Annotated in this window: 23 protein-coding genes and 1 riboswitch; of the genes, 14 read left to right on the forward strand and 9 right to left on the reverse strand. The window is 70.5% G+C overall.

Annotation, left to right across the window (positions count from 1 at the left end):
• Positions 1-22: 22 nt before the first annotated feature.
• Positions 23-814, reverse strand: a complete 792-nt coding sequence (locus tag EAT51_RS06320; RefSeq protein WP_130519034.1) for a cytochrome C assembly family protein — start codon at positions 812-814, stop codon at positions 23-25.
• A 190-nt stretch (positions 815-1,004) separates the two neighbouring features.
• On the opposite strand from EAT51_RS06320, the gene ffh reads away from it, so the two are divergent.
• The 10 genes from ffh to EAT51_RS06370 all read left to right on the forward strand — a co-directional run bounded on the left by ffh (position 1,005) and on the right by EAT51_RS06370 (position 7,736).
• A complete protein-coding gene (gene ffh, locus EAT51_RS06325; protein WP_130519032.1) occupies positions 1,005-2,390 on the forward strand; it encodes a signal recognition particle protein in 1,386 nt (461 codons plus the stop codon).
• 7 nt (positions 2,391-2,397) lie between these two features.
• Complete coding sequence (locus EAT51_RS06330; protein ID WP_130561433.1) at positions 2,398-3,468, forward strand: NAD(P)H-dependent flavin oxidoreductase; 1,071 nt, start codon at positions 2,398-2,400, stop codon at positions 3,466-3,468.
• A complete protein-coding gene (locus EAT51_RS06335) occupies positions 3,465-4,271 on the forward strand; it encodes an aminotransferase class IV (protein ID WP_130561434.1) in 807 nt (268 codons plus the stop codon). The genes EAT51_RS06330 and EAT51_RS06335 overlap by 4 nt, the downstream gene beginning before the upstream one ends.
• Positions 4,272-4,372: 101 nt before the next feature.
• Positions 4,373-4,636: a 30S ribosomal protein S16 gene (rpsP, locus tag EAT51_RS06340; RefSeq protein WP_130519026.1), complete on the forward strand. Its 264-nt coding sequence runs from the start codon at positions 4,373-4,375 to the stop codon at positions 4,634-4,636.
• A gap of 40 nt (positions 4,637-4,676) precedes the next feature.
• Positions 4,677-5,192: a ribosome maturation factor RimM gene (rimM, locus tag EAT51_RS06345; RefSeq protein WP_130519024.1), complete on the forward strand. Its 516-nt coding sequence runs from the start codon at positions 4,677-4,679 to the stop codon at positions 5,190-5,192.
• Positions 5,193-5,271: 79 nt separating this feature from the next.
• A complete protein-coding gene (gene trmD / locus EAT51_RS06350; RefSeq protein WP_130519022.1) occupies positions 5,272-6,039 on the forward strand; it encodes a tRNA (guanosine(37)-N1)-methyltransferase TrmD in 768 nt (255 codons plus the stop codon).
• Positions 6,040-6,200: 161 nt separating this feature from the next.
• The gene (gene rplS / locus EAT51_RS06355) at positions 6,201-6,605 is read left to right on the forward strand and encodes a 50S ribosomal protein L19 (protein ID WP_130519020.1); all 405 of its coding nucleotides are present in this window, start codon (positions 6,201-6,203) and stop codon (positions 6,603-6,605) included.
• A gap of 122 nt (positions 6,606-6,727) precedes the next feature.
• Positions 6,728-7,012 (forward strand): hypothetical protein, encoded by a 285-nt coding sequence (locus tag EAT51_RS06360; protein ID WP_130519017.1) that lies wholly within the window; start codon positions 6,728-6,730, stop codon positions 7,010-7,012.
• Positions 7,013-7,075: 63 nt separating this feature from the next.
• Positions 7,076-7,339 (forward strand): hypothetical protein, encoded by a 264-nt coding sequence (locus tag EAT51_RS06365; RefSeq protein ID WP_130519015.1) that lies wholly within the window; start codon positions 7,076-7,078, stop codon positions 7,337-7,339.
• Complete coding sequence (locus tag EAT51_RS06370) at positions 7,332-7,736, forward strand: RNA-binding S4 domain-containing protein (RefSeq protein ID WP_130519013.1); 405 nt, start codon at positions 7,332-7,334, stop codon at positions 7,734-7,736. Before EAT51_RS06365 ends, EAT51_RS06370 begins: the two co-directional genes overlap by 8 nt.
• Positions 7,737-7,751: 15 nt before the next feature.
• Here the strand turns inward: EAT51_RS06370 and EAT51_RS06375 are convergent, their stop codons facing one another.
• The 6 genes from EAT51_RS06375 to EAT51_RS06400 form a co-directional block, all read right to left on the reverse strand.
• Positions 7,752-9,239 carry an MATE family efflux transporter gene (locus tag EAT51_RS06375; protein ID WP_130519011.1) on the reverse strand — a complete coding sequence of 496 codons (1,488 nt, stop codon included), beginning with the start codon at positions 9,237-9,239 and terminating at the stop codon, positions 7,752-7,754.
• Between the two features lie 58 nt (positions 9,240-9,297).
• Entirely contained in the window at positions 9,298-9,879 is a 582-nt protein-coding gene (pnuC, locus tag EAT51_RS06380; RefSeq protein ID WP_130519009.1) for a nicotinamide riboside transporter PnuC, read from the reverse strand.
• On the reverse strand, positions 9,876-12,050 hold the full coding sequence (locus tag EAT51_RS06385; RefSeq protein WP_130519007.1) for a TonB-dependent siderophore receptor: 2,175 nt from the start codon (positions 12,048-12,050) through the stop codon (positions 9,876-9,878). Before EAT51_RS06385 ends, pnuC begins: the two co-directional genes overlap by 4 nt.
• A gap of 73 nt (positions 12,051-12,123) precedes the next feature.
• Positions 12,124-12,219: riboswitch (TPP riboswitch) on the reverse strand.
• Positions 12,220-12,262: 43 nt separating this feature from the next.
• Complete coding sequence (locus tag EAT51_RS06390) at positions 12,263-13,402, reverse strand: phosphotransferase enzyme family protein (protein WP_130519005.1); 1,140 nt, start codon at positions 13,400-13,402, stop codon at positions 12,263-12,265.
• A gap of 246 nt (positions 13,403-13,648) precedes the next feature.
• Positions 13,649-15,841: a catalase/peroxidase HPI gene (gene katG / locus EAT51_RS06395; protein ID WP_130519003.1), complete on the reverse strand. Its 2,193-nt coding sequence runs from the start codon at positions 15,839-15,841 to the stop codon at positions 13,649-13,651.
• A 161-nt stretch (positions 15,842-16,002) separates the two neighbouring features.
• Positions 16,003-16,632, reverse strand: a complete 630-nt coding sequence (locus tag EAT51_RS06400) for a DUF937 domain-containing protein (RefSeq protein WP_130519001.1) — start codon at positions 16,630-16,632, stop codon at positions 16,003-16,005.
• 112 nt (positions 16,633-16,744) lie between these two features.
• Between EAT51_RS06400 and EAT51_RS06405 the strand changes: the two genes are divergently transcribed.
• Together EAT51_RS06405 and EAT51_RS06410 are read left to right on the forward strand one after the other, a co-directional pair.
• Complete coding sequence (locus EAT51_RS06405; RefSeq protein ID WP_130518999.1) at positions 16,745-17,440, forward strand: helix-turn-helix transcriptional regulator; 696 nt, start codon at positions 16,745-16,747, stop codon at positions 17,438-17,440.
• Between the two features lie 68 nt (positions 17,441-17,508).
• The gene (locus tag EAT51_RS06410) at positions 17,509-18,156 is read left to right on the forward strand and encodes a glutathione S-transferase family protein (RefSeq protein WP_130518997.1); all 648 of its coding nucleotides are present in this window, start codon (positions 17,509-17,511) and stop codon (positions 18,154-18,156) included.
• Positions 18,157-18,456: 300 nt separating this feature from the next.
• On the opposite strand, the gene mutS is transcribed toward EAT51_RS06410, so the two are convergent.
• Both mutS and EAT51_RS06420 read right to left on the reverse strand, forming a co-directional pair.
• Complete coding sequence (gene mutS, locus EAT51_RS06415) at positions 18,457-21,120, reverse strand: DNA mismatch repair protein MutS (RefSeq protein ID WP_165421963.1); 2,664 nt, start codon at positions 21,118-21,120, stop codon at positions 18,457-18,459.
• A 277-nt stretch (positions 21,121-21,397) separates the two neighbouring features.
• Positions 21,398-22,399 carry an NAD-dependent epimerase/dehydratase family protein gene (locus EAT51_RS06420; protein WP_425478236.1) on the reverse strand — a complete coding sequence of 334 codons (1,002 nt, stop codon included), beginning with the start codon at positions 22,397-22,399 and terminating at the stop codon, positions 21,398-21,400.
• 104 nt (positions 22,400-22,503) lie between these two features.
• On the opposite strand from EAT51_RS06420, the gene EAT51_RS06425 reads away from it, so the two are divergent.
• Positions 22,504-23,430, forward strand: a complete 927-nt coding sequence (locus tag EAT51_RS06425) for a LysR family transcriptional regulator (RefSeq protein ID WP_130518993.1) — start codon at positions 22,504-22,506, stop codon at positions 23,428-23,430.
• 117 nt (positions 23,431-23,547) lie between these two features.
• On the forward strand, positions 23,548-23,937 hold the full coding sequence (locus EAT51_RS06430; protein WP_130518991.1) for an OsmC family protein: 390 nt from the start codon (positions 23,548-23,550) through the stop codon (positions 23,935-23,937).
• The last annotated feature ends 157 nt before the right edge of the window (positions 23,938-24,094 follow it).

A 24,094-nucleotide genomic window follows, 5' to 3' on the forward strand; every position in this document is an offset into this window, starting at 1 on the left:
TTCTGCTGACAGAACGGTCAGCTCATAAGGTGCGTTTCAGGATCAACTCCAGCACCGCCTTGCTGCCGAAAAACGCGAGCAGCAGCAGCGCCATGGCCACCAAGGTCCAGCGCACCGCAGTCGTGCCGCGCCAGCCGCGCCGCCAGCGCCCCAGCAGCAGGCCGCCGAAGACCAGCCAGGACAGCACGCTCAGCACGGTCTTGTGCACCAGATGCTGGGCGAACAGGTTCTCCACGAACATCATTCCGGTCAGCAGCGTGGCCGTCAGCAGGGCGAAACCCACCGCGATCGTGCGGAACAGCAATGTCTCCAGCTCGGTCAGCGGCGGCAGCGCGCGCAGCCAGGCGTGGAACTCGCGCCGGCGCAGGGCGCGCTCCTGCACCCACAGCATGATCGCCAGCAGCGCCGCCACCGCCAGCGTGGCGTAGGACAGCAGCGCCAGCCAGGCATGCAGCTGCAGGCGCCAGTCCAGACCGGAGGAGGGGCGGTGGCCGTAGCCGTGGTAGACGGCCAGCAGCAGCGCGGCCAGCGGGAAGGACACCACGCCCACCGCTGCCATGCGGCCGCGCGCGACCAGGGCGGTCATCGCCGCCATGCCCAGGCTGACCAGCGACAGAGCCGCGAAGAAATGCATGTCTGGCCCGCCCGGCGTGCGCCAGGCCACCCACAGGTGGTAGCCGCTGTGCAGGGCGATGGCCAGCAGGGCCGGCAGGCGCCAGGCGCGGGTCGGCCCGGCGGCATCGGGCGCGACGGCGCGCACCAGCAACAGGGTCGCCAGCAGGTACAGGACACAGGAAGGAAGGACGAACCCCATGGCGCGCAGTGTCGCATGCGGCTCCGCTTTTCGAGAACCATTCTTGTTGGACGGGCGGTGGGATGGGGCCGCGCGCGGAGAGGCACAAGCCGCGCCGATAAGGCTCAGCTCGCCCCTCATTCCCGCCCGGCCGCAAAACCCACCCGGATATACTGCGCGCCCGCTTCGCGTCCGCTTTCCGGTTGCCCCCATGTTCGAATCCCTGACCCAGCGCCTGTCCGGCACCATCGAGCGCCTGCGCGGCCGCGGCCGCCTGACCGAGGACAACATCCGCGAGGCCACCCGCGAGGTGCGCATCGCCCTGCTGGAAGCCGACGTCGCCCTGCCGGTGGTCCAGGCCCTGGTCGAGCGCATCAAGGTGCGCGCGGTCGGCCAGGAGGTGCTGAAGTCGCTGACCCCCGGCCAGGCGCTGATCAAGGTGGTGCGCGACGAGCTGACCGCGGTGATGGGCTCCACCGCCCAGGACCTCAACCTCAACGTGCCGGCGCCGGCGGTGATCCTGATGGCCGGCCTGCAGGGCGCGGGCAAGACCACCACCGTGGGCAAGCTCGCCAAGCACCTGAAGGAGAAGCGCAAGAAGAAGGTCATGGTGGTCTCGGCCGACGTCTACCGCCCGGCCGCCATCGAGCAGCTCAAGGCGCTGGCCCAGCAGGTCGACGTGCCGTTCTTCCCCTCCGATGCCTCGCAGAAGCCCGAGGCCATCGTCCGCGCCGCGATCGAGGACGCGCGCAAGTCCTTCACCGATGTGCTGATCGTCGATACCGCCGGTCGCCTGGCCATCGACGAGGCGATGATGGCCGAGATCAAGGCGCTGCACGCCGCGGTCAAGCCGGTCGAGACCCTGTTCGTGGTCGACTCGATGACCGGCCAGGACGCGGCGACCACCGCCAAGGCCTTCTCCGAGGCGCTGCCCCTGACCGGCGTGGTGCTGACCAAGACCGACGGCGATGCCCGCGGCGGCGCGGCGCTGTCGGTGCGCTACATCACCGGCAAGCCGATCAAGTTCATCGGCGTGGGCGAGAAGCCCGACGGCCTGGACGTGTTCCATCCCGAGCGCGTGGCCAGCCGCATCCTGGACATGGGCGACGTGCTGTCGCTGGTGGAGCAGGTCGAGAGCCAGGTCGACAAGGACAAGGCGCAGAAGCTCGCCGAGAAGGTCGCCAAGGGCAAGAAGTTCGATCTCAACGACATGCGCGACCAGCTCGAGCAGATGCAGAACATGGGCGGCATCGGCGCGCTGATGGACAAGCTACCTGGCCTGGGCCAGGTGCCCGAGCACCTCAAGGCGCAGGTCGCCGGCAACAAGGAAGTGCCGCGCATGATCGCGATCATCAATTCGATGACCAAGAAGGAGCGCCGCAATCCGGCGCTGCTCAACGGCTCGCGCCGCGCGCGCATCGCCAAGGGCTCGGGCACCCAGCCGGCCGACGTGAACAAGCTGATGAAGCAGTTCACGCAGATGGAAAAGATGATGGGCAAGCTGGGCCGCGGCGGCATGAAGGGCATGATGCGCGGCATGCGCGGAATGATGGGCGCCATGGGTGGCGGCGGCCGCGGCGGCATGCCGTTCCGCTGATCGCCTGATGGCCTCGGCCGCGCGCCTGCGATCCGATGCGTTCTGCGCGCGCTTCGGCGTGCGCGTGTCGATCCTGCTGGCGCCGATGGCCGGCGCCTGCCCAGTGCCGCTGTCGGCTGCGCTGGCCGATGCCGGCAGCCTGGGCGCGATGGGCGCGGTGCTGTCCACGCCGCAGGACATCGGGCGTTGGATGGACGACTTCCGTGCGCTTTCCAGCGGGCCTGCACAGGTCAATCTGTGGGTGCCAGACGCGCCGCCCGCGCGCGATGCGCAGGCCGAGGCCGCCGTGCGTGCGCTGCTGGCGCAGTGGGGGCCGGATGTGCCCGCCAGCGCGGGCGATGCGGTCCCCGCGGATTTCGACGCGCAGTTCGACGCCGTGCTGGCGGCGCGGCCGCAGGTGTTGTCCACGATCATGGGCGTGCTGCAACCGGCCCAGGTGCAGGCGCTGCGCCGCGCCGGCATCGCCTGGTTCGCCACCGCGACCACGCTGGCCGAAGCGCAGTGCGCGCAGGACGCCGGCGCCGATGCGGTGATTGCGCAGGGCTTCGAGGCCGGTGGGCATCGCGGTGCGTTCGATCCGGCCGCCGCCGAGCGCCAGCTGGTCGGCCTGTTCGCGCTGGTGCCGCGCCTGGCCGATGCGCTGTCGGTGCCGGTGATCGCCGCCGGTGGCATCGCCGATGGCCGCGGGGTGGCCGCTGCGCTGACGCTGGGCGCGAGTGCGGCGATGGTCGGCACCGCCTTCCTGCGCACGCCGGAAGCCGCCATCGCGCCGGCCTGGGCGCAGGCCCTGGCCGGGACCGAGCCGCAGGACACCTGGCCGACGCGTGCGTTCTCCGGCCGGCTCGGGCGTTCGATCGCCACGGCCTATGTCCGCGCAGCGACGAATCCTGAAGCGCCACCGCCCGCGCCGTATCCGGTGCAGCGCGGCCTGACCGCCGCGATGCGCAAGCAAGCCGTGGTCGAGGACCGGCTCGATGCGATGCAGGCCTGGGCCGGGCAGTCGGCCTGGGCCGCGCAGGCCAGGCCCGCCGCCGCGCTGCTGCGGGACTGGTGGGCGCAGGCCGACGCCCTGCTGTGAGCGCGCCCCGCCTGAGCATCGCCGGCCGGCCCGCCACGCACGACGACCTGCGTCCGCTGGCGCAGTCCAACTACGGCCACTTCACCGCCTTCCGCACGCGCGGCGGCGCGGTGCAGGGGCTCGATCTGCACCTGGCGCGGCTGCGCGAGGGCCATGCGACGCTGTTCGACGCCCCGTTCGACGAGCCCGCGTTGCTGGCGCAGCTGCGGCAGGCGCTGCATGGGGTGGAGGACGCGTCGGTGCGGATCACCGGCTTCGCGCGCGACTTCGACTACCGCGATCCGCTCAAGCCGGTGACGCCGCAATGGCTGATCTCCGTGGCGGATGCGCAGCCGGCGGCGCCGGCCGGGCCGCTGGCCCTGAAGTCCTATGCGTTCGTGCGGCCCCTGCCGCAGATCAAGCACATCGCCACGCTGCCGCTGTTCCACTACCGGCGCCAGGCACGGCTGGCCGGCGCCGACGACGCGCTGTTCGTCGAAGCGGCGGGGCAGGGCGCGCGCGTGGTGGAAGGCTCGGTCTGGAACATCGGGTTCTGGGACGGCGGCCAAGTGCTCTGGCTGCAGGGCCCGGCGCTGCGCGGCACCTGCGAGGCGCTGCTGCAGCGGGGCCTGGATGTCTTGGGTGTGCCGCAGCGGAGCGCGGACGTCACGCTGAAACAAGCGGGCACGTTGGCCGCCTTCACCGCCAACGCGAACGGCTGCACGCCGGTGTCCGGGATCGATGGCAGGCCCTTGCCGGCCGCGCCGGAACTGCCCGCCCTGCTGGCCCGGGCGCTGGACACCCAGCCCTGGGATCGCCCCTGAGCACAGGCGGGAGAGTGGGGACGGGTTTGCGTGGCGCGCGCGGCCAGCTATAATCGCCGGCTTACCTCGCCATCCTGGCGACTGGGCAACACGAGAGCACCATGGTCAAGATCCGCCTTACCCGCGGTGGCGCCAAGAAGCGCCCCTTCTACCACATCATCGTCACCGACGTGCGCAGCGCGCGCGACGGCCGCAACATCGAGCGTCTGGGTTACTACAACCCGGTCGCCCAAGGCGCCGAGCCGCGCGTGGTGCTGGACACCGCCCGCGTCGACCACTGGGTGAGCAACGGCGCCCAGCTGACCGACAAGGTCCGCAACCTGTACAAGGAAGCGGCCAAGGCCAACGCCCAGGCTTCGGCCTGATCGCGCTGCGGCCGCGCCTGGCGCGGCCGGTCTTCTCGCAATGAGTGAGAACGCAACGCGCCGCATCCTGCTGGGCAGGGTGGTCGGCGCGTTCGGCGTGCGTGGCCAGGTCAAGATCGAGTCCTGGACCGAGCCGCGCGAAGCCATCTTCCGCTACCAGCCCTGGACCCTGCGCGATGCGGCCGGCCGCGAGCGCGAGCTGTCCGGCGTGCGCGGCAAGCCCTCGGGCAAGCATCTGATCGCCAGCTTCCCCGGCGTTGAGGACCGTGATGCGGTCGAAGCGATGGTCGGGCTGGAGATCGCCGTGCCGCGCAGCGCGCTGCCGCCGCCCCAGCCCGACGAGTACTACTGGGTCGACCTGGAAGGCCTGCGCGTGATCAACGCCGACGGCCGCGACTTCGGCACGGTCTCGCACCTGTTCTCCACCGGCGCCAACGATGTGCTGGTGGCGCGGGGCGACAAGGACCGGCTGATCCCGTTCATCCAGCCGGACTTCGTGACGCGCGTGGATTTCGAGGCCGGCGTGGTGGGCGTGGACTGGGACCCGGAGTTCTAGGAACGAGTGGAGAGGAGTGAGGAGTGAGCGTAGTGCTCTACTAGGCGCCATCCCACTCGTCTTGGCTCACCGCTCGCCCATGCGTATCGACGTCGTCAGCCTGTTTCCCGAGTTCATCGACCAGAGCGCCGGTTACGGTGTGGTCGGTCGTGCGCGCGAGCGTGGGCTGCTGGCCTTGCGGGGCTGGAATCCGCGCGACTACGCCGCCGGCAACTACCGCCGCGTGGACGACCGTCCGTTCGGCGGTGGTCCCGGCATGGTGATGCTGATCGAGCCGCTGCGCGCCTGCCTGGACGAGGTCCGTCAGGCCGATCCGGCGCCGGCGCCGGTGATCTACCTGAGCCCGCAGGGCCGGCCGCTGACCCAGGCACGCGTGCGCGAACTGGCCGCGCTGCCACGGCTGGTGCTGCTGTGCGGCCGCTACGAGGGCGTGGACGAGCGCTTCCTGGCGCACGAGGTCGACGAGGAGATCTCCATCGGCGACTACGTGCTCTCCGGCGGTGAACTGGCCGCGGCGGTGCTGATCGACGCGGTCACCCGCCTGCAGGACGGGGCGCTCAACGACGCCGAATCCGCCGCCCAGGACAGCTTCGAAGGCGAGGCCGGGCTGCTGGACTGCCCGCACTACACGCACCCGGCCAGCCACGCCTGGGGCGAGGTGCCCGAGGTGCTGCGGTCGGGCAACCATGCCGCCATCGCGCGCTGGCGCCGGCAGCAGTCGCTGGGCCGGACCTGGCTGCGGCGGCCCGACCTGCTGGACGAGGCCGCGCTGTCCAAGGCCGATCGCAAGCTGCTGGAGGCCTTCCGGGCCGAGCACGCCGCCGAAGGCCAGGGGCAGAACAGCTAGCCACGCGCCGGAAATTTCGTCTACAATGCGCAGTTCCCGCGGGCCGGTCGGCCTGGGCGGGCCGCAAGATCACGATAAACGTGCAGCGTCATTTCTGCGACTGCATCAGCCTTTGTTGTCGAGACCCGACACACCCACCCGAACATTGAATCGGTGCCACCATGAGCAAGTTGAACAAGTCCATCATCGCGGAGTTCGAGTCCGCCCAGATTTCCCGCGAGCTGCCGCAGTTCAGCCAGGGTGACACCGTCGTCGTCAATGTGAAGGTGAAGGAAGGCAACCGCGAGCGCGTGCAGGCCTACGAAGGCGTGGTCATCGCCAAGAAGAACGCCGGCCTGAACTCCGCCTTCACCGTGCGCAAGATCTCGCATGGCTACGGCGTCGAGCGCGTGTTCCAGACCCACAGCGCGACCATCGACTCGGTCGAAGTCAAGCGCCGCGGCAAGGTCCGCGCCGGCAAGCTGTACTACCTGCGCGGTCTGCAGGGCAAGGCCGCCCGCATCAAGGAAGACCTGGCCGCCGCTGCCGCCGCCAAGGCTGCCCGCCAGGCTGCCGCTGCCGAGTAAGCCTTCGGCACATTCGCCCGGCCTGCGCCGCGCTAAGCTCGAAACCCGGCCCTCGTGCCGGGTTTCTTGTTTTCAGCGCCGCGCACCCGTGCGGCCCGGCGCGCCCACGGAAGGAGGATGGGATGTCACGCGTTCTCAGTATCAAGTGGATCGCCGGCGTCGGCCTGGCGCTGGGGTTGGCGGGCTGCGCCAGCACCAACGGCCTGGACGGCTCGAACATCGCCTACGAATGCCAGCTGCAGGCGCGCGACGCCGCCAACCAGCCGCCGTTCCCGGACAAGATCCGCGACGGCAAGCACGGCCAGGCGTTCGAGCAGGGCGTGCGCGATGCGCATATGACGCAGGCCTGCCAGCGCGACACCGAATCGCACGCCGAGATCCGCTTCGGCGACAAGCCGGGCACGTGAGCTTCACGCACCGCGTCGCCCACTGGCACGTGGAAGAGAACACGCATGCACAGGAACACGAAGATGAAACTGCAGGGAACCTCGCTGGCCGCCGCGCTGTTGCTGCTGTCGGCCTGCGCCAGCCACCAGGCGCGCGACGATGCGACCGCGCTGCGTCCGGCCGACCGGTCCGAATGCCAGGTCGCCTCGTCCTCGGCAGCCGATACGCTGGCGCGATCCTCGGCGGGCACGATGGTGCGCGATCCCTGCCATCCGGAGGCCTGGGCCGAGCCCGTCCCGCGTGCGGGCCAGCCGATCAAGCCGGACTTCTCTGGAAAGCATGACTGAGCCCGTCGTTCCGCAGGCGGTGCGCCTGGACGTGTGGCTGTGGGCCGCGCGCTTCTTCAAGACCCGCGCCCTGGCCAAGGACGCGGTAGGCCTGGGCAAGGTGGAGATCGGCGGGCAGCGCGCCAAGCCCTCGCGCACGGTGCGGGTGGGCGATGCGCTGCGCGTGCAGCGTGGCGAGGAATGCTTCGAGATCGCCGTGTGCGGCCTGTCCGACCAGCGCGGTCCGGCGCCGGTGGCGCAGGCGCTGTATCAGGAAACCGAAGCATCGCGGCAGCGGCGCGTCGAGGCGCGCGCGCTGCGTGCGGCCGAGCGCGGCGGCTATCGGCCGCCGGAGAGCAAGCCGGACAAGCGCGCGCGTCGGCTGATCCAGGCGCTGGGCGACATCGACGCGCTCTGAGCGCGCGCGAGGCGATCAGGATTTCTGCAGGACATCGTCCGGCGCGCGGTCCGGGTCGGCCGGATCGGCCACCGGCGAGGGCGGGCTCGCCGGTACCTCCGAGGGCACGGCGATGGTGCGCGTATCGGCCGCGCCCATGCGCGCCTTGCGCCAGCCGCCCCAGCGGTAATAGGCGATGGACATCAGCATCGAGCACAGCGAACTGGTCGGGAAGCTCCACCACACCGCATCGGCACCCAGCGTGGGCTGCAGCAGCTTGGCGAACGGCACGCGGATGCCCCACAACGAGATCACCAGCATGATCAGCGGCGGGATCACCGCGCCGGTCGAGCGCACCACGCCGGACAGCACGAACATCACCCCGAAGAACAGGAACGACCAGATCGCGATGTGGTTGAGATGGCGCGCCGTGTCGAAGGCGGCGCTGCCCGGGGCCAGGAACAGGCCGAAGGTCCAGTGGTCGAGCAGGATCAGCGGCGCGATCAGCGCGCCGGTCATCAGGAAGTTGAACAGCACGCCGGTGCGCGCGATCGCCGAGACGCGGTCCCAGCGCTGCGCGCCCACGTTCTGCGCGGCCATCGAGGACACCGCCGCGGCGATGGCCATGGCCGGCATCTGCACATAGGCCCAGGTCTGCAGCGCCGCGCCGTAGGCGGCGGCCGTGTCGGTGCCGAAGCGGTTGACCAGGGTCATCATGGCGATCATCGCCAGCGACACCAGCACCATCTGCAGGCCCATCGGCACCCCCTTGGTGACCAGCGACTTGAGGATGGCCGGATCGATGCGGAACAGCCCCAGATCCTTGCGGCCGAGCCACAGCACATGGCGCCGGCGGCGCAACGCGATCAGCATGGCCAGCAACGCGATGGCCTGGGTGATCAGCGTCGACCAGGCCGCGCCGGCGATGCCCAGCTTCGGGAACGGCCCCAGGCCGAGCATCAGCACCGGGTCCAGCGCGCAGTCCAGCACCACGGCCAGCAGCAGATAGCGGAACGGCGTCTTGGCATCGCCCGCGCCGCGCAGCGCCGCCGAGAGGAAGGCGAAGGCGTAGATCAGCGGTATCGCCAGGAAGATCACGCGCAGATAGCTTTCGGCCAGCGGCAGCGAATCGGCCGGCGTGCCCATCGCCGCCAGCAGATGGCGCGCGGTCCACACGCCGGTGCAGGCGATCAGCACCGACAGCCCAATGAAGAAGCTCGCGCTGGTGCCGAACACCTGGCGCGCGCGGGCGATGTTGCCCGCGCCGATCGCCTGGCCGATCAGGATGGTGGCGGCCATGCCGATGCCGAACACCGAGCCGATCAGGAAGAACAGGATGCTGTTGGCGTTGGCCGTGGCGGTCAGCGCCGATTCGCCCAGGAACTTGCCGATCCACACCGCGTTGACCGAGCCGTTCAAGGACTGGGCCACGTTGCCGCCCAGGATCGGCAGCGAGAACAGCCACAGGCTGCTGCCGATCGGGCCTTCGGTCAGCGAACGCGGGGGGGCGGCAGGGGCGGGCATGGAGAAAGCGGGGCCGGCGAGGGTCCGGCACCCTACCATCGCCTGACCGTCGCGTCAGTCAAGCCGCCGGCAGCGGCGCGGCCTGGGCCGCCCGGCGCCACTGGCGCAGGCCCATCACCGCCAGGCCGACGAAGCCCAGGTACAGCGCCGCGGTCACCTCGAGCGACTTGAACAGGTACAGCCCGACGTAGATCAGATCCAGCACGATCCACAGCCACCACGCCGCCACGTGGCGGCGGCCCTGCCACCACTGCGCCACCAGGCTGAAGGCGGTCAACGCCGCGTCCAGCCACGGCAGCGCCGCGTCGGTGTAGCGGTGCATGCCAAAGCCCAGCAGCAGCGCGCCGAGCGCGCCCAGCCCCAGGTCGCGCAGCGCCGCGCCCGGCGCGAGCGCGGCCACGCGCACCAGGCCGTCGTCGTCCAGGTTGGCCTTCCAGCGGCGCCAGCCGTAGACGATGAAGCCGGCGAAGGCGACCTGCAGCAGTGCGTCGGAGTACAGCCGCGCATCGACGAACACCAGCGTATACAGCGCCACCGAGGCCAGGCCCACAGGCCAGCCCAGCATGTGGCGGCGCGCGGCCAGCCAGACCGCGGCCACGCTGACCGCCGCGCCGATCCATTCCAGCGCGTCGATGTTCACAGCGCCCAGGTCACGGTCAGGCGCGCCAGCCGCGGGGCGCCGGGGAACAGGTAGTAGTCGCCGCCGCTGCTGCCGGTGTCGCGCCAGTAGAACTTGTCGAACACGTTGTCCACCGACAGCCGCCAGGTCAGCGCCTGGCCGCCGATCTGGCTGCGCAGACGCAAGCCTGCGTCGAACACGTGATAGGCCGGCACGCGCAGTGCGCCGTCGGGGGTGGCGACGTTGGCGGCGGCATAGCGCCAGCCGGCGTTGAGGCTCAGAGCGGGCAGCGACTGCAGCTGGTAGTCGAGGAACACGCTGGCACGCGCCTTGGGCACGTTGATCAGCTGATGGCCGTCGACCGCGGGCGTGCCGCTCTCGTCGGCGCGCGCGCGCAGCACGCTGGCGCTGGCGACGATGCGCAGCTGTTCGGTCAGCCTGCCGTTGGCGGTGAGCTCCAGGCCTGTATGCACCTGCTGGCCGCGCTGGACGAAGGTGTAGCCGGCCTCGCTGGCGTCGGGCATCGCGTACTGGAACGGCTGGCGGATGCGGAACAGCGCCGCGCCCAGGTCCAGCGCATCGCTGGCGGCGAACTTCACGCCGGTCTCCCATTGGCGCGACTGCAGCGGCGGCAGGAAGCTGTCGGCGTTGGAGGTCCAGTACGGCGCCTCCTGGCCCAGCGACAGGCCTTCGCTGTAGCTGACGTAGGCGTTGAGTCGCGGCGTGGCCTGCCACAGCAGCGCGGTCTGCGGAAGGAAGGTGCTCAGCCTGGTGCGGCGCTCGCGCACGCCTTCGCTGTCGTTGGCCGTCTCGGTGAGCCGGACCCAGCGCCCGCCGGCGAGCCACTGCCAGCCCTCGCCCAGCGTGATGCGGTCCAGCGCGAACAGCGCGCGCTGCTTGTCATCCAACCGGCGCGCGGACGGGCCCGGCATGTTGGGCGAGGGCGCGAACACCGGCGTGTCCTGGTCGATGTTGGCCGTGCCGACGTAGTCGTACACGTCCTGGCGGCGATCGACCGTGCGGCGATAGCCGTCCACGCCGACGGTCAGCTGATGCTGCAGCGCGCCGGTCTGGAACTTGCCCTGCAGCTGCGCGCGCAGCTGCTGGTTGTGGCGCGTGTCGTCCGGGCTGCGATAGTCGTAGACGTCGTAGTCGCCGTTGGGCGCGAAGTAATTGCCCGGCACGCTGCCATCGGCGCACTGCGGCGCATAGAAGCAGCCGTAGGCGAAGGCCACGTTGTCGTCGATCACGCTGCGGCTGCTGCCGAGTGCGACGCTGCCCTGCCAGTCGGCGTTGAACTGGTAGCGGTAGCGGGCGGTGAGATTGGTGGTCTGGATCGCCACCGGCTGCGCCCAGGGCTGGTAGCCGAGCAGCTTGGTCGCGCTGGGGTGCGGTGGAAGGGCGTCGCCGCCCAGCAGCTGGTAGCCCGAGGCCGAGCGTTGCAAGCTGGTCTGGTAGTTGCCGTCCAGCTCCAGCTTGCCCTTGTCGCCGATCAGCCAGTCGGCGGCCAGCGAATAGAAATTGCGCCGGCCATCGAGGTGCTCGATGTAGGAATGGGTGTCTTCCCAGGCCGCGTTGAAGCGCAGGCCGAAGCTCGGCGTCAGCCAGCGGCCCCAGTCCACGGCGGTGTAGCGCGAGCCATGCGAATCGGTGCCCAGGGTGAGCTCCTGCACGCGCTCGGGACGCTTGGCCACGAAGTTGAGGATGCCGCCGGGCGCCATGATCCCGGCGGTCAGGCCGGCCTCGCCCTTGAGGATCTCCACCTGGGCGATGTTCTCCAGCGCCAGGCGCTGCTCGCCGGCGATGGACAGGTCGTTGAAGCGCAGGCCGGTGGCCAGATCCAGCGCGAAGCCGCGGATCGACACGTCCTGGTAGTAGCCGGCCGCCGCGTAGCTGTCGCCCAGCGAGGCGTCGTTGTGCGCCAGCTCGCTCAGGCTGCGCGGCTGGCGCGCGTCGATCAGGGCGCGGGTCAGCACGTTGATCGACGCCGGCGTGTCGCGCCAGCTGTCGGGGCCGAAGCTGTTGGACTGGCTGGTCGGCGTGGCCTGGGTCTGGCCCTTGACCTGCACGGTCGCAAGGTCGGTGGCCTCGGCGGCGGAAGCGGAGTCGTCGGTCTGCTGCTGCGCGTGCAGCGGCAGCGCGGCGGAGGACAGCAGGCAGGACAGCAGCAGGGTGGAGCGTGGGCGGTTCATCGGTTCGTCACCAGGCAAGGGCTCAAGGACGAAGCGACGGCGCGCACGGCGCACGCCGTTGCCGGGCGTGCCTGCCGTGCTGCTCAAAGCTCCCTACGCCGGTGCAAACCGGATCAGGTTCCAAGGGACTCTCTCAGCCCGGCAACGCCGGGCACCCCCGCTTCAGAGTGCGCATTGGACACCATTCGGCGTCGATTTGCACACCCTGCGTCTCAGGCGGCGGCGCGCAGCGCCTGCAGCAGGGCCTGGCCCGCCGCGCTGGCGAACCAGTCCGCATGGCCGAGCAGGAAGGTCGCGTAGGCCACCTGCGCGTTGTCCGGCGCGTGGGTGATGGCGTGGAAGTACTCGACCTCGGACAGGGCGAAATCCAGGTGCACCAGCGGCAGCAGATCGGCCAGCAGGCGCACCCGGTCCGGCACCAGGGGCGCCACCGTGCGATAGCCGGCGAGCAGGGCCAGCGCGGTGTCCACGTGCGCGGCGTCCAGGCCGTCTTCCAGCGACAGCCAGGCGATGGCGTTGCGTTCGATCGCGGTGGCCAGGTCGAACAGCGCGCCGGTCGGCGAGGCCAGGCCGTAGTCGAGCACGCTGCTGATGCGCGGCGCATCGGCCTGGCTCTGCCAGAGCAGATTGGAGACGTGCAGGTCGTTGTGCGCCCACAGGCGCGGCTCATCGCGCAGGGCTTCGGCAAGGCCGGCATGCCAGGGCAGCAGATGGCGTTCGAAGTCCGCCTGCCAGTCGCGCCCGCGCAGCCATTCGGCCAGCGCCGGGCGCTGTGCGAGCTGCGCTTGCAGTGCGGCGACGGGATCGGCCGCGCGGATCAGATCGTCGCGTGCGACCAGCAGATGCGTGCTGCGCTGGGGTGCGGCGTAGTCGGCCGCGGCCAGATGCAGCCGCGCGAGCATCGCGCCCAGCTGCCGCGCCTGTGCCAGGTCGGTCAGCGGCGTCCACGAGGTGGTCTCGCGATACAGGTCCGCGCCGATGCCGGCGCGGTGCACTTCATAGGTCCACGCGCCGTGCGCATGCGCGGTGCGGCCGTGCGCGTCGGCGAATACCTCGACCACCGGCAGGCCGCGGTCGCGCAGATGCGCCATGAAGCGATGCTCCTCCTCCAGGCCATCGGCGCTGCGTACGCTGCGATGGTGTCGCTTGATGAAGAGCGGGCCGTGCGCGGTCTCCACCAGGGCGGCGGCCGACAGGGGACGCGGGCTGTGCCAGGTGATGCGATGCGGGCCTGCGGCCAGCGGCGGGTAGGCGGCCAGGAGGGTGTCGACTTCGTCGGCGCGCAGCGGCGGCCAGTCCGGCGCGGCGTCTTCGGGGCCCACGCCATGCACGCGGTGGGAGGCATCACTCATGGCGGGAACGGGCGCGTGGCATCGGCCCGGTATTGTGCGGCAAGGCGGGGAGCGTGCTGGTCGTTGCGGCTTGAGGCGGGTGGTGGCGATGCCGCACCCGTGCGGCGAGAGAAATTTCGAGGTCGGGGGGATTCCCGCGAAGAGCACCCCCTCCCGGCCTCCCCCTTGCGCGTTGCGCAAAGGGGAGGGGCGGTGTCGTGCGATCGACGCGTTGCGCCGAGCGTTGTGGATCTGCGCGTTCGGGACTTACTTCAGGTCGAAGCGGTCCAGCTCCATCACCTTGGTCCACGCCGCCACGAAGTCCTGCACGAACTTCTGCCTGGCATCGTCGCTGGCATAGACCTCGGCCAGGGCGCGCAGCACGGCGTTGGAACCGAACACCAGGTCGGCGCGGCTGGCCGTCCACTGGATCTCGCCGGTGGCGCGGTCGCGGCCCTCGTAGGTCTCCTTGGAGGTCGGCTTCCACTCGGTGCCCATGTCCAGCAGGTGGAGGAAGAAGTCGTTGCTCAGCACGCCGACCCGATCGGTCAGCACGCCGTGCGCGCAGTCGTCCACGTTGGCGCCCAGCACGCGCAGGCCACCGATCAGCACGGTCAGCTCCGGCGCGGTCAGGGTCAGCTGCTGTGCCTTGTCGATCAGCAGCGTCTCGGTGGTCGGGCCGCCGGGCAGGCGCCGGTAGTTGCGGAAGCCATCGGCGATGGGCTCCATCGCCTCGAAGGACGCCACGTCGGTCTGGTCCTGGCGCGCATCGACGCGGCCGGGAGTGAAGGGCACTTCGATCTGGACGCCGGCCGCGGCCGCCGCCTTCTCGATGCCGACCACGCCGGCCAGCACGATCACATCGGCCAGCGAGGCCTTGCCGGAGGCCTGCTGGATCGCCTGCAGGGTAGGCAGCGCGGCCACGGCGCCGGCGTTGACCGCCCAGTCCTTCTGCGGGGCCAGGGCCAGACGCGCGCCGTTGGCGCCGCCGCGCTTGTCGCCGCCGCGGAAGGTCGAGGCCGAGGCCCAGGCCACCGACACCAGCTCGCTCACCGACAGCCCGGACTGGGCGATTTGGTCCTTCAGCGCGGCGATGTCGGCCGCGCCGGGCTGGTGCACCGGCGCCGGCAGCGGGTCCTGCCAGATCAGGTCTTCGGCCGGCACTTCCGGGCCGAGGTAGCGCGCCTTCGGGCCCATGTCGCGGTGTGTCAGCTTGAACCAGGCGCGGGCGAAGGCTTCGTTGAAGGCCTGCGGGTCACCCAGGAAGCGGCGCGAGATCTTCTCGAACTCCGGATCGAAGCGCAGGGTCAGGTCGGTGACCAGCATGGTCGGCTTGCGCTTCTTCGACGGGTCGAACGGGTCGGGAATCAGCGCGTCCGCATCCTTGGCTTCGAACTGGATCGCCCCGGCCGGGCTGCGGGTCTGCACCCAGTCGAACTTGAACAGGTTCTCGAAGAAGTGGTTGCTCCACTGGGTCGGGGTCTGCGACCACACCACCTCCAGGCCGGAGGTGATCGCATCGGCGCCCACGCCGCTGCCGAACTTGCTGTGCCAGCCCAGGCCCTGGGCCTCCAGGTCGGCCGCTTCCGGGTCCAGGCCGACGTGGTCGGCGGCGCCGGCGCCATGGGTCTTGCCCAGGGTATGGCCGCCGGCGATCAGGGCGACGATCTCCTCATCGTCCATGGCCATGTTGCCGAAGGTGGCGCGGATGGCGGCCGCGGCCGAGGCCGGATCGCCACTGGCGTTGGGGCCTTCGGGATTGACGTAGATCAGGCCCATCTCGGTGGCGGCCAGCGGGTTCTGTGCCAGGCTTTCCGGGTCGCGGTGGGCCAGCCAGGTGGTCTCATCGCCCCAGTTCACATCCAGGTCCGGCTCCCACACGTCCTCGCGCCCGGCGCCGAAGCCGAAGGTGCGGAAGCTGCTGCTCTCCAGCGCGACGTTGCCGGCCAGGACCATCAGGTCGGCCCAGGAAATCTGCTGGCCGTACTTGCGCTTGACCGGCCACAGCAGGCGCCGGGCCTTGTCCAGGCTGACGTTGTCCGGCCAGCTGTTGAGCGGGGCGAAGCGCTGCTGGCCGCGCCCGGCACCGCCGCGGCCATCGACCATGCGATAGGTGCCGGCGCTGTGCCAGGCCATGCGGATGAACAGGCCGGCGTAGGTGCCCCAGTCGGCCGGCCACCAGGCCTGCGAATCGGTCAGCACGCGGCGGATGTCGACCTTGAGCGCGCTGTAGTCCAGCTTGGCGAACTCGGCGCGGTAGTCGAACGTCTCGCCCAGGGGGTTGGAGCGGTTGGAGTGCTGGTTGAGCAGGTCCACGCGCAGCTGCTTGGGCCACCAGTCGCGGTTGCCGGTGCCGCCGCCGGCCACCTGCAGCGGCGCCTCGTGGAAGGGGCACTTGGCCGGAGCGGGGGTCGGGGCCTCGACCGGGGCGGGGGTGGCGTTGTCGCTGGGCGTGCTCATGGGCGCTGGCTCGTTGCGTGGAAAGATGCGGCAACGGTATCGGCCCTTGATGACTATGAATAGTCAATAGATCTGAACCTTACGATAGGCAGTCGCTATCGTAAGAGCGCCGCGCGCTCGCCAAGCGCAGCGCCTACCGGCTCAACGCCGGGTGCGCGCTCTCAGCGCGAGCCGCCGAACAGGCTGCCGCCGAGCTTCATCAGATCGCCCAGGTCCAGCTGGCCGTTGCCGTCCTGGTCGAGCACCTTGCCCAGCAGGCCGCCGGCCAGGCCGCCGGACTGCTGCACCTGCGCATGTTCCTGGCCCAGCGCCTGGCTTAGCTGCGAGGCGTCGCCCTGGCCGTTGCCGAGGAAACGCTGGGCCAGGTAGGACATCACGATCGGCGCCAGCAGCGCCAGCAGCTGGCTGGCCTTCTCGCCGCCCAGGCCGGTCGCCTGGCCCAGCCCGCTGGCCGCCGTCGGCGTGCTGCCACCGAAGATGTGGCCGAGGATGCCGACACCGTCGGTCTGCGGACCGGCGCCGCCGCCGAGCACCGAGCCGAGCAGTCCGCCCAGGTCGAAGCCCGAGGCCGCCCCGGCGTGGTCGCGCTGCAGCGCGCCGAGCAGCGCTTCGGCGCCCTGCGGCTGCTGGGCGTTGCGGCCCAGCGCGCCGAGCAGCAGCGGCAGCGCGGTGGCGATGGCGCTCTGGGTCTGGGCCGGTGCGGTCCCCAGCTGCGCGGAGATCTGCTGCACGGGCGCGCCCTGCAGCTGCTGGAACAAGGCCTCGGCCATGCCGGAAAGGGAAGAAGTCATCGTGCGGCTCCGCCGTCAGGGATTGGGGCGTGGACGTTAGCCCAAAGCGGATTGCGCCGGGGTTAACGCGCGCGGCTGCCGGCGCGCGCGTGCCAGCCTCTATGCTGATGGGATGACCGCCCGTGCCACGCGCCTGCTGCACCTGCTCGACGCCCTCGGCGGCCGACGCCATCCGGTGGCCGGCGCGCGCCTGGCCGAGCAGCTCGGCGTCAGCCTGCGCACGCTGTATCGCGACATCGCCACCCTGCGCGACCAGGGCGCCGACATCGCCGGCGACCCGGGCGTGGGCTATCTGCTGCGGCCCGGCTTCCTGCTGCCGCCGCTGAACTTCGGCGAGGAAGAACTCGAGGCGCTGGTGCTGGGCGCGCGCTGGGTCGCCGCGCATGCCGACCCGGAGCTGGCCGCCGCCGCGCAGCGCGCGATGGAGCGGGTCACCCGCGTACTGCCGGCGCGACTGCGTCTGGAGGTGGAGACCAGCGGTCTGTTCGCTCCGGAGTGGACGCCGCCGCCGCCGGAGCCGTGGCTGCCGGCGCTGCGCCTGGCCATCCGCGCCGGTCATGCGGTGCGCGTGTGCTATCGCGACGGCGAGGGACGCGATAGCGAGCGCACGCTGTGGCCGTTCGCGATGGCCTTCCTCGACGACAGGCGTCTGCTGGCGGCCTGGTGCGAACTGCGCGGCGACTTCCGCCATTTCCGCGCCGACCGCATGCAGTGGCTGGTGGACACCGGCCAGCGCTATCCCGCCCAGCGCCACGCGCTGATCAAGCGCTGGCGTGCGCAGCTCAAGCCTGCGCCCGTAGTGCGCTGAGCGCTGCTGACAGTGGCTGTCAGCAGGGGCTGAGGACACTGGCGGCTCATCCACAGCGGAGCGCCGTCATGCAAGAACCCCTGATCCTCTACACCCATCCGATGTCCCGTGGCCGCGTGGCGCGCTGGATGATCGAGGAGACCGGCCTGCCGTACGAAGCGAAGATCATCGACTTCGGCGCGCCGATGAAGTCGCCCGAATACCTGGCGATCAACCCGATGGGCAAGGTGCCGGCGCTACGCCATGGCGAGGCCATCGTCACCGAGAACGCGGCCATCTGCGCCTACCTGGCCGAGCTGGTGCCCGAGCGCCGTCTGGCACCGCCGGAAGACTCGCCCGAGCGCGCGGCCTATCTGCGCTGGCTGTTCTTCATGGCCGGGCCGTTCGAGGCCTTCCTGACCGCCAAGCACAGCGGCACGCTGGCGTCGGCGTTCGATGCCGGCTACGGCGAGGAGGGCACGCTGCTGGACACGCTGGAGCAGGCCGTGGAGGGCCGCACCCACCTGGCGGGCAACCACTTCACCGCGGCCGATCTGTATGTGGCCGCTTGCCTGGGCTACTACCTGCGCACCGGCGAGCTGGAGTCGCGCCCGGCCTTCGTCGCCTTCGCCAAGGCCCATACCGGGCGCCCGGCGGCGCTGCGCGCGGGCGAGCTCGACAACGCGCTCATCCTCCAGCATCCCAACCCGAACATGCCCGCGAGCGTCTCTGCCTGATCGACCGTTCTCCGCGGGGGCCGCCGTGGCGGCCGTCTTATGGCTACTGGCGGCCCCACTTATAGAGCGGAGCTTGCTCCGCTGAGGCTTCCCCGAAGATCCGATCGAAAACGCATCGGAGCTTGCTCCGCCGGGACTTTCCCCAGTTCTGATCGAAACGCAGCGGAGCAAGCTCCGCTCTACAAGTGGGCGGCGACGTGATCGGAAGAGACAGTGGCTCCCGCCAAGCCGATCCCTCGTGTTTTTCCCACGAAGTCGGCTCCCACCGGAGCAGCGATCCTCAACAGCGATTCGCGCTCGCTACAGCAGCGCCTTCAACCGGTACAGCGCCTCCAGTGCCTGCTTGGGGCTGAGTTCGTCCGGGTCGAGCGCGGCCAGGGCTTCCTGCGCCGCCGAGGGTGCGGCGGCGAACAGGCCGAACTGCTGCGGCGCGTCCAGCGCCTGCGGCGCCATCTTCGAGGCGTGGGTGTCGCTGCCGCGCCGTTCCAGTTCGGCCAGGCGGCGACGCGCCTGGTTCAACGTGCTGCGCGGCAGGCCGGCCAGCGCGGCGACCTGCAGGCCGAAGCTGCGGTTGGCCGCGCCGTCCTTGACCGCATGCATGAACACCAGCGATTCGCCATGCTCGATCGCATCCAGATGCACGTTGGCGATGCCGCTGGGGCCGCCTTCGACGCTCTCGTCGGCCAGCGCGGTCAGCTCGAAGTAGTGCGTGGCGAACAGCGTGTAGCAGCGGTTGACCGCGGCCAGGTGGCGCGCGACCGCGTCGCCCAGCGCCAGGCCGTCGTAGGTCGAGGTGCCGCGGCCGATCTCGTCCATCAGCACCAGCGAATGACGCGTGGCGTGGTGCAGGATGTAGCTGGTCTCGGCCATTTCCACCATGAAGGTCGACTGGCCGCGGGCCAAATCGTCGCCGGCGCCGATGCGGGTGAGGATGCGGTCGATCGGCCCGATCTGCGCGCGACTGGCCGGCACGAAGCTGCCGATATGCGCCAGCAGCACGATCAGCGCGTTCTGGCGCATGTAGGTGCTCTTGCCGCCCATGTTCGGGCCTGTGATCACCAGCATGCGTCGCGCCGCGGCGGTGTCGCTGCCGTCCAGGCGCAGGTCGTTGGGTTCGAACGGCTCGTTGCGCACGGCCTCGACCACCGGATGGCGGCCGCGTTCGATCAGCAGGCAGGGCGCCTCGAGCAGTTCGGGCCGGGTCCAGTCCAGCGCCTGGGCGCGCTCGGCGAAGGCGCACAGCACGTCCAGTTCGCTCAGCGCCGCCGCGCAGCGCTTGAGCGGCTCGAGCACCTCGCCCAGCGCATCCAGCAGTTGCTCGTACAGCACCCGCTCGCGGGCCAGCGCACGTTCGCGCGCGGAGAGCACCTTATCCTCGAAGGCCTTGAGTTCCTCGGTGATGTAGCGCTCGGCATTGGTCAGGGTCTGGCGGCGGGTGTAGTGCACCGGCGCCTTGTCGGCCTGGCCCTTGCTGATCTCGATGTAGTAGCCGTGGACGCGGTTGTAGCCGACCTTCAGCGTGGCGATGCCGCTGGAGGCGCGTTCGCGCGCCTCCAGGTCGATCAGGAACTGGTCGGCGTTGGTCGACAGCTGGCGCAGTTCGTCCAGTTCCGCATCGAAGCCTTCGGCCAGCACGCCGCCATCGGTGAGCTTGAGCGGCGGCTGCTCGGCCACGGCGCTGACCAGCAGGTGCGCGGTGGCGTCGTGCTCGCCCATGGCCGAGGCCAGCGACGCCAGGCGCGGCGAATCCAGCGGCGCGAGCAGTTCGCGCAGGCGCGGCAGCAGCGCCAGGCTGTTGCGCAGCGTGGACAGGTCGCGCGGGCGCGCCGAGCGCAGCGCCACGCGGGTGAGGATGCGTTCGACATCGCCGAAGGCGCGGAAGGCCTCGCGCAGCGCCTGGCCGACGCTGGTCGTGGGGTCGTTCGCGGTGCCGCGCTCGATCAGGGTCTCCACGGCGTGGTGGCGCTGGTTCAGTACGTCGTGCGCGCGCAGCGGGCGATGCAGCCAGCGGCGCAGCAGGCGCCCGCCCATCGGCGTGACCGTGCTGTCCAGGATGCCCAGCAGCGTGTGGCGCACGTCGCCGTCCACGCGCGTGTCCAGCTCCAGGTGGCGGCGCGTGGCGGCGTTCATGGCGATCGCCTCGGCCGAAGGCTCCAGCGCGATGGCGCTCAGATGCGGCAGCTGCGACTTCTGCGTCTCCTCGACATAGCCCAGCAGCGCGCCGGCGGCGGCGATGGCCTGCGGCCGGTCCTGGATGCCGAAGCCGGTCAGGTCGTGCAGCTTGAAGAACTGCAGCAGCTGGCGCCGGCCGCTGTCGGCATCGAACAGCCACGGCGCGCGCCGGCGCACGCCGCTGCGCCCGGCCAGGAATGTCGGCCAGCCTTCCTCGTCGGGGACCAGCAGTTCGGCCGGCTCCAGGCGCGCCAGCTCGGCCTCCAGCGCGTCGTCGGATTCGACCTCGTTGACCAGGAAGCGCCCGCCGGCCAGATCCGCCCACGCCAGCCCGTAGCCGGCCTTGCCGCGCGCGAGCGCCATCAGCAGCGTGTCGCGGCGCTCGTTGAGCAGCGCCTCGTCGGTGACCGTGCCCGGGGTGACGATGCGCACCACCTTGCGTTCGACCAGGCCCTTGGCCAGGGCCGGGTCGCCGATCTGCTCGCAGATCGCCACCGACTCGCCCAGCGCCACCAGCCGCGCCAGATAGCCCTCGTAGGCGTGCACCGGCACGCCGGCCATCGGGATCGGCGCGCCGCCCGAGCTGCCGCGCTGGGTCAGGGTGATGTCCAGCAGCCGCGCGGCCTTGCGCGCGTCGTCGTAGAACAGCTCGTAGAAGTCGCCCATGCGGAAGAACAGCAGCAGGTCCGGATACTCGGACTTGGCCGCGAAGAACTGCTTCATCAGGGGCGTGTGCTCGACGGCGCCCTTGCTGTTGCTCGGTTTGGCTGCTGAATCGGTGGACTGCAACATCGGGTTCTCGGTGGGGGAGCGGTCAGGCTGGGCGCGAGGCGAGGCGGCGGCTGAGGGCTGGGCGCCCTTGGCATCAGGCGATGCGCCTGTCGCGGCGCCCGGCGTCGGCGGACACGCCGGGCGCCAAGTTTAGAACGGCTGACCGCACCCGTCCTTCCCCGCTGGGCAGGAACCGGGTGTCTGTGGGGGCTGATGTCGGCGCGGCGCTGCGTCTGGATTTGCGCAAGGGCTTCTTATGGAGCCGCTGCGCTAAGGACGAGCGGCAGGCGTGTATGCATCAGTTGGTACGCGCTGAGGCCGGCGACGCGCCCGTGCGGGGGATGCAGCCCATCCCGGCCAGCGTCGCCTCCACCGCATCTTCCAGTGGCGTGTGCGGCTCCTCGCCCAGGACGGCCGCGAGGTGTCGGCCATCCAGACGCACCGGCGCGTTCCAGAGGTACCGCATTTCCCGCAGCTCGCGCAGGGTCGGGACGAATGGCGCCAGCGCCCAGGTCAGCCACCAGGGGAAGGCCGCCATGGCCGGGTCCTGTCCATGCCTGCGGACGACGGCGCGGATCGCCTGCGCCATGCGGGTTCCATCCGCGTCCCAGTGGTCGGCCATGTGGAAGCGGGCGAAGGGCGCCAGGGTCTTGCCGCGACCGAGCAGTGCCACCATCGTCCGCGCCACATCGGGCAAGTAAGCCCACTGGTGCCCGACGCCTGGCTTTCCGGGAAGCAGGATCTTCTTCACCGGCTGGCCCGACTTGACCAGGCCCTGCGAGAACCAGCTGTTGCCCGCGCGCGGCCCGAAGAAGTCACCGGCGCGCACCACGATCACACGCGCGCCCCGCGTGGTGGCAGCGTGCAGGCGGTCCTCCATCTCCACGCGGATGCGGCCCTTGCGGCTGGCCGGATGCTGCGGGGCGTCCTCGGCGATCAGGGGAAACGCGTCGGGGCCGTAGTTGTAGACCGTCCCTGGCAGGACGATCGTGGCGCGTTCGGCGATGGCGGCGGCGATGGTGTTGTCCACCATCGGCAGGACGCGCTGCGCCCAGTGGCGATAGCCCGGCGGATTGACCGCATGGACGATGGCCTGGCACCCGCGCGCGGCGCTCATGACATCGTCGCGGTTCATCGCGTCGCCGCGCTGCCAGGTGATGCCATCGCGCTGCTCGGCCACCGTGTCCAGGCCGCGCTTGAGGGCCCGGACGCGCCAGCCCGCATCGCGCAGCTGGCGCGCGACTTCGCCGCCGATGCCGCCGCTGGCGCCCAGGACCAGCGCTTGTTTGTTCGAAGAGATATCCATGGAGCTGCTTCCTTCCTGTCGATGGGAGGCAGGCAGCGTCGGCCAGATCCGGATGGCTGTGAATTGCCGATCGCCATCGATCCGCTATACATTTTCGTATGGCCGAGAAGATCGGATGGGAGCACTACCGCAGCCTGCTGTCCGTCCTGACGGAAGGTTCGCTGTCCGGCGCCGCGCGTGCCCTGGGCATCACCCAGCCGACCGTCGGCCGGCACATCACCGCCCTGGAAACCGCCTTCGGGCAGACCCTGTTCACCCGCACGCAGGCCGGCCTGGTGCCGACCGATGCCGCCGTCGCGCTGCGGGGGCATGCCGAGGCCATGCGCAACACGGCCGCCGCCCTGGAGCGCGAAGCCCTCAGCCAGGGCGAGGGCATCCGCGGCGCCGTGCGCATCTCGGCCAGCGAGGTCATCGGCATCGAGGTGCTGCCGCAGGCGCTGGCACGCCTGCGCAACGAGCACCCGCTGCTGAAGATCGAACTGGTGCCGACCAACCGCGTGCAGGACCTGCTGCAGCGCGAGGCCGATATCGCCATCCGCATGACTCCGCCCCGTCAGCGGGCCCTGGTCGCACGCCGGGTCGGCAGCATCGAGCTGGGGCTGTTCGCCCACGCCGACTATCTCGAACGGCACGGGACGCCGGCCACGCTCGCCGGACTGAAGCAGCACGCCCTGATCGGCTTCGATCGCGAAACGCCGTTCCTGCGTGCCGCCACGGCGCGCTTCCCGTTCCTGGGCCGCGACGCCTTCGCGCTGTGCAGCGACAGCGATGTGGCGCAGCTGGCCATGATCCGCGCCGGCTGCGGCATCGGCGCCTGCAAGGTGGCGCTCGCAAGGCGCGATTGCAACCTGATCCGCGTGCTGCCCGACGCGTTCTCGTTTCCGCTCGAGGCCTGGGTCACGATGCACGGCGACCTGCGCGGCAGCCGGCGCTGCAAGGCAGTGTTCGACGCCCTGGTGGCCTGCATGGAAGCGCATGTCGCGCTGTCGCGTCCGGTTTCCGCTTCCGGCGATGCCGGGCGATAAGCGGCGGAGATCAACGAGGGCGCACCGCAGCCAGCACGACCCGCATCGGCTCGCCCGTTCCGTTTGGCGGCGAACTGGCACAGTCTTCCACCAGGCGATGAACCACAGGAGTCCCGCATGTCCCACGTCCGCATCCAGTCCACCGGCACCGACTACGCCCACCGCATTTCCACTGCGCACCACACGCTGATTGCCGACGAGCCGGCCGCGCTGGGCGGGCAGGATCAGGGCATGGCGCCGTTCGACCTGTATCTCGCTTCGCTGGCCGCCTGCACCGCCATCACGCTGCGCATGTACGCGCAGAAGAAGGGCTGGGACCTGGGCGAATTCAGCGCCGAGCTGTCCTCCGAGCGCGACGCCGACGGCAAGCTGCACGTGCATCGCAAGCTGCACGCCTCGGCGGCGCTGAGCGATGCGCAGTGGGAACGTCTGCTCGACGTGGTCGCGCGCACGCCGGTCACCCTGGTGATGCGCGAGGGCGCGACCATCACCAGCGAGCGCGCTTGAGGTCGACGCCCTGTCTGCCCTCGTGATGCTGAAGGGCGAGGGACGCGGATGCATGTTCGCTGCTGCACACATTGTCCGCGTGCCGCTCACGTTTCGCTGAGCGCTCGAGCATTACGTTCGTCCGCACGGCAAGTCTCGTCGTGCAGCGCAGGTGCTC

The organism is Pseudoxanthomonas winnipegensis (assembly GCF_004283755.1).
GTDB lineage: Bacteria > Pseudomonadota > Gammaproteobacteria > Xanthomonadales > Xanthomonadaceae > Pseudoxanthomonas_A > Pseudoxanthomonas_A winnipegensis.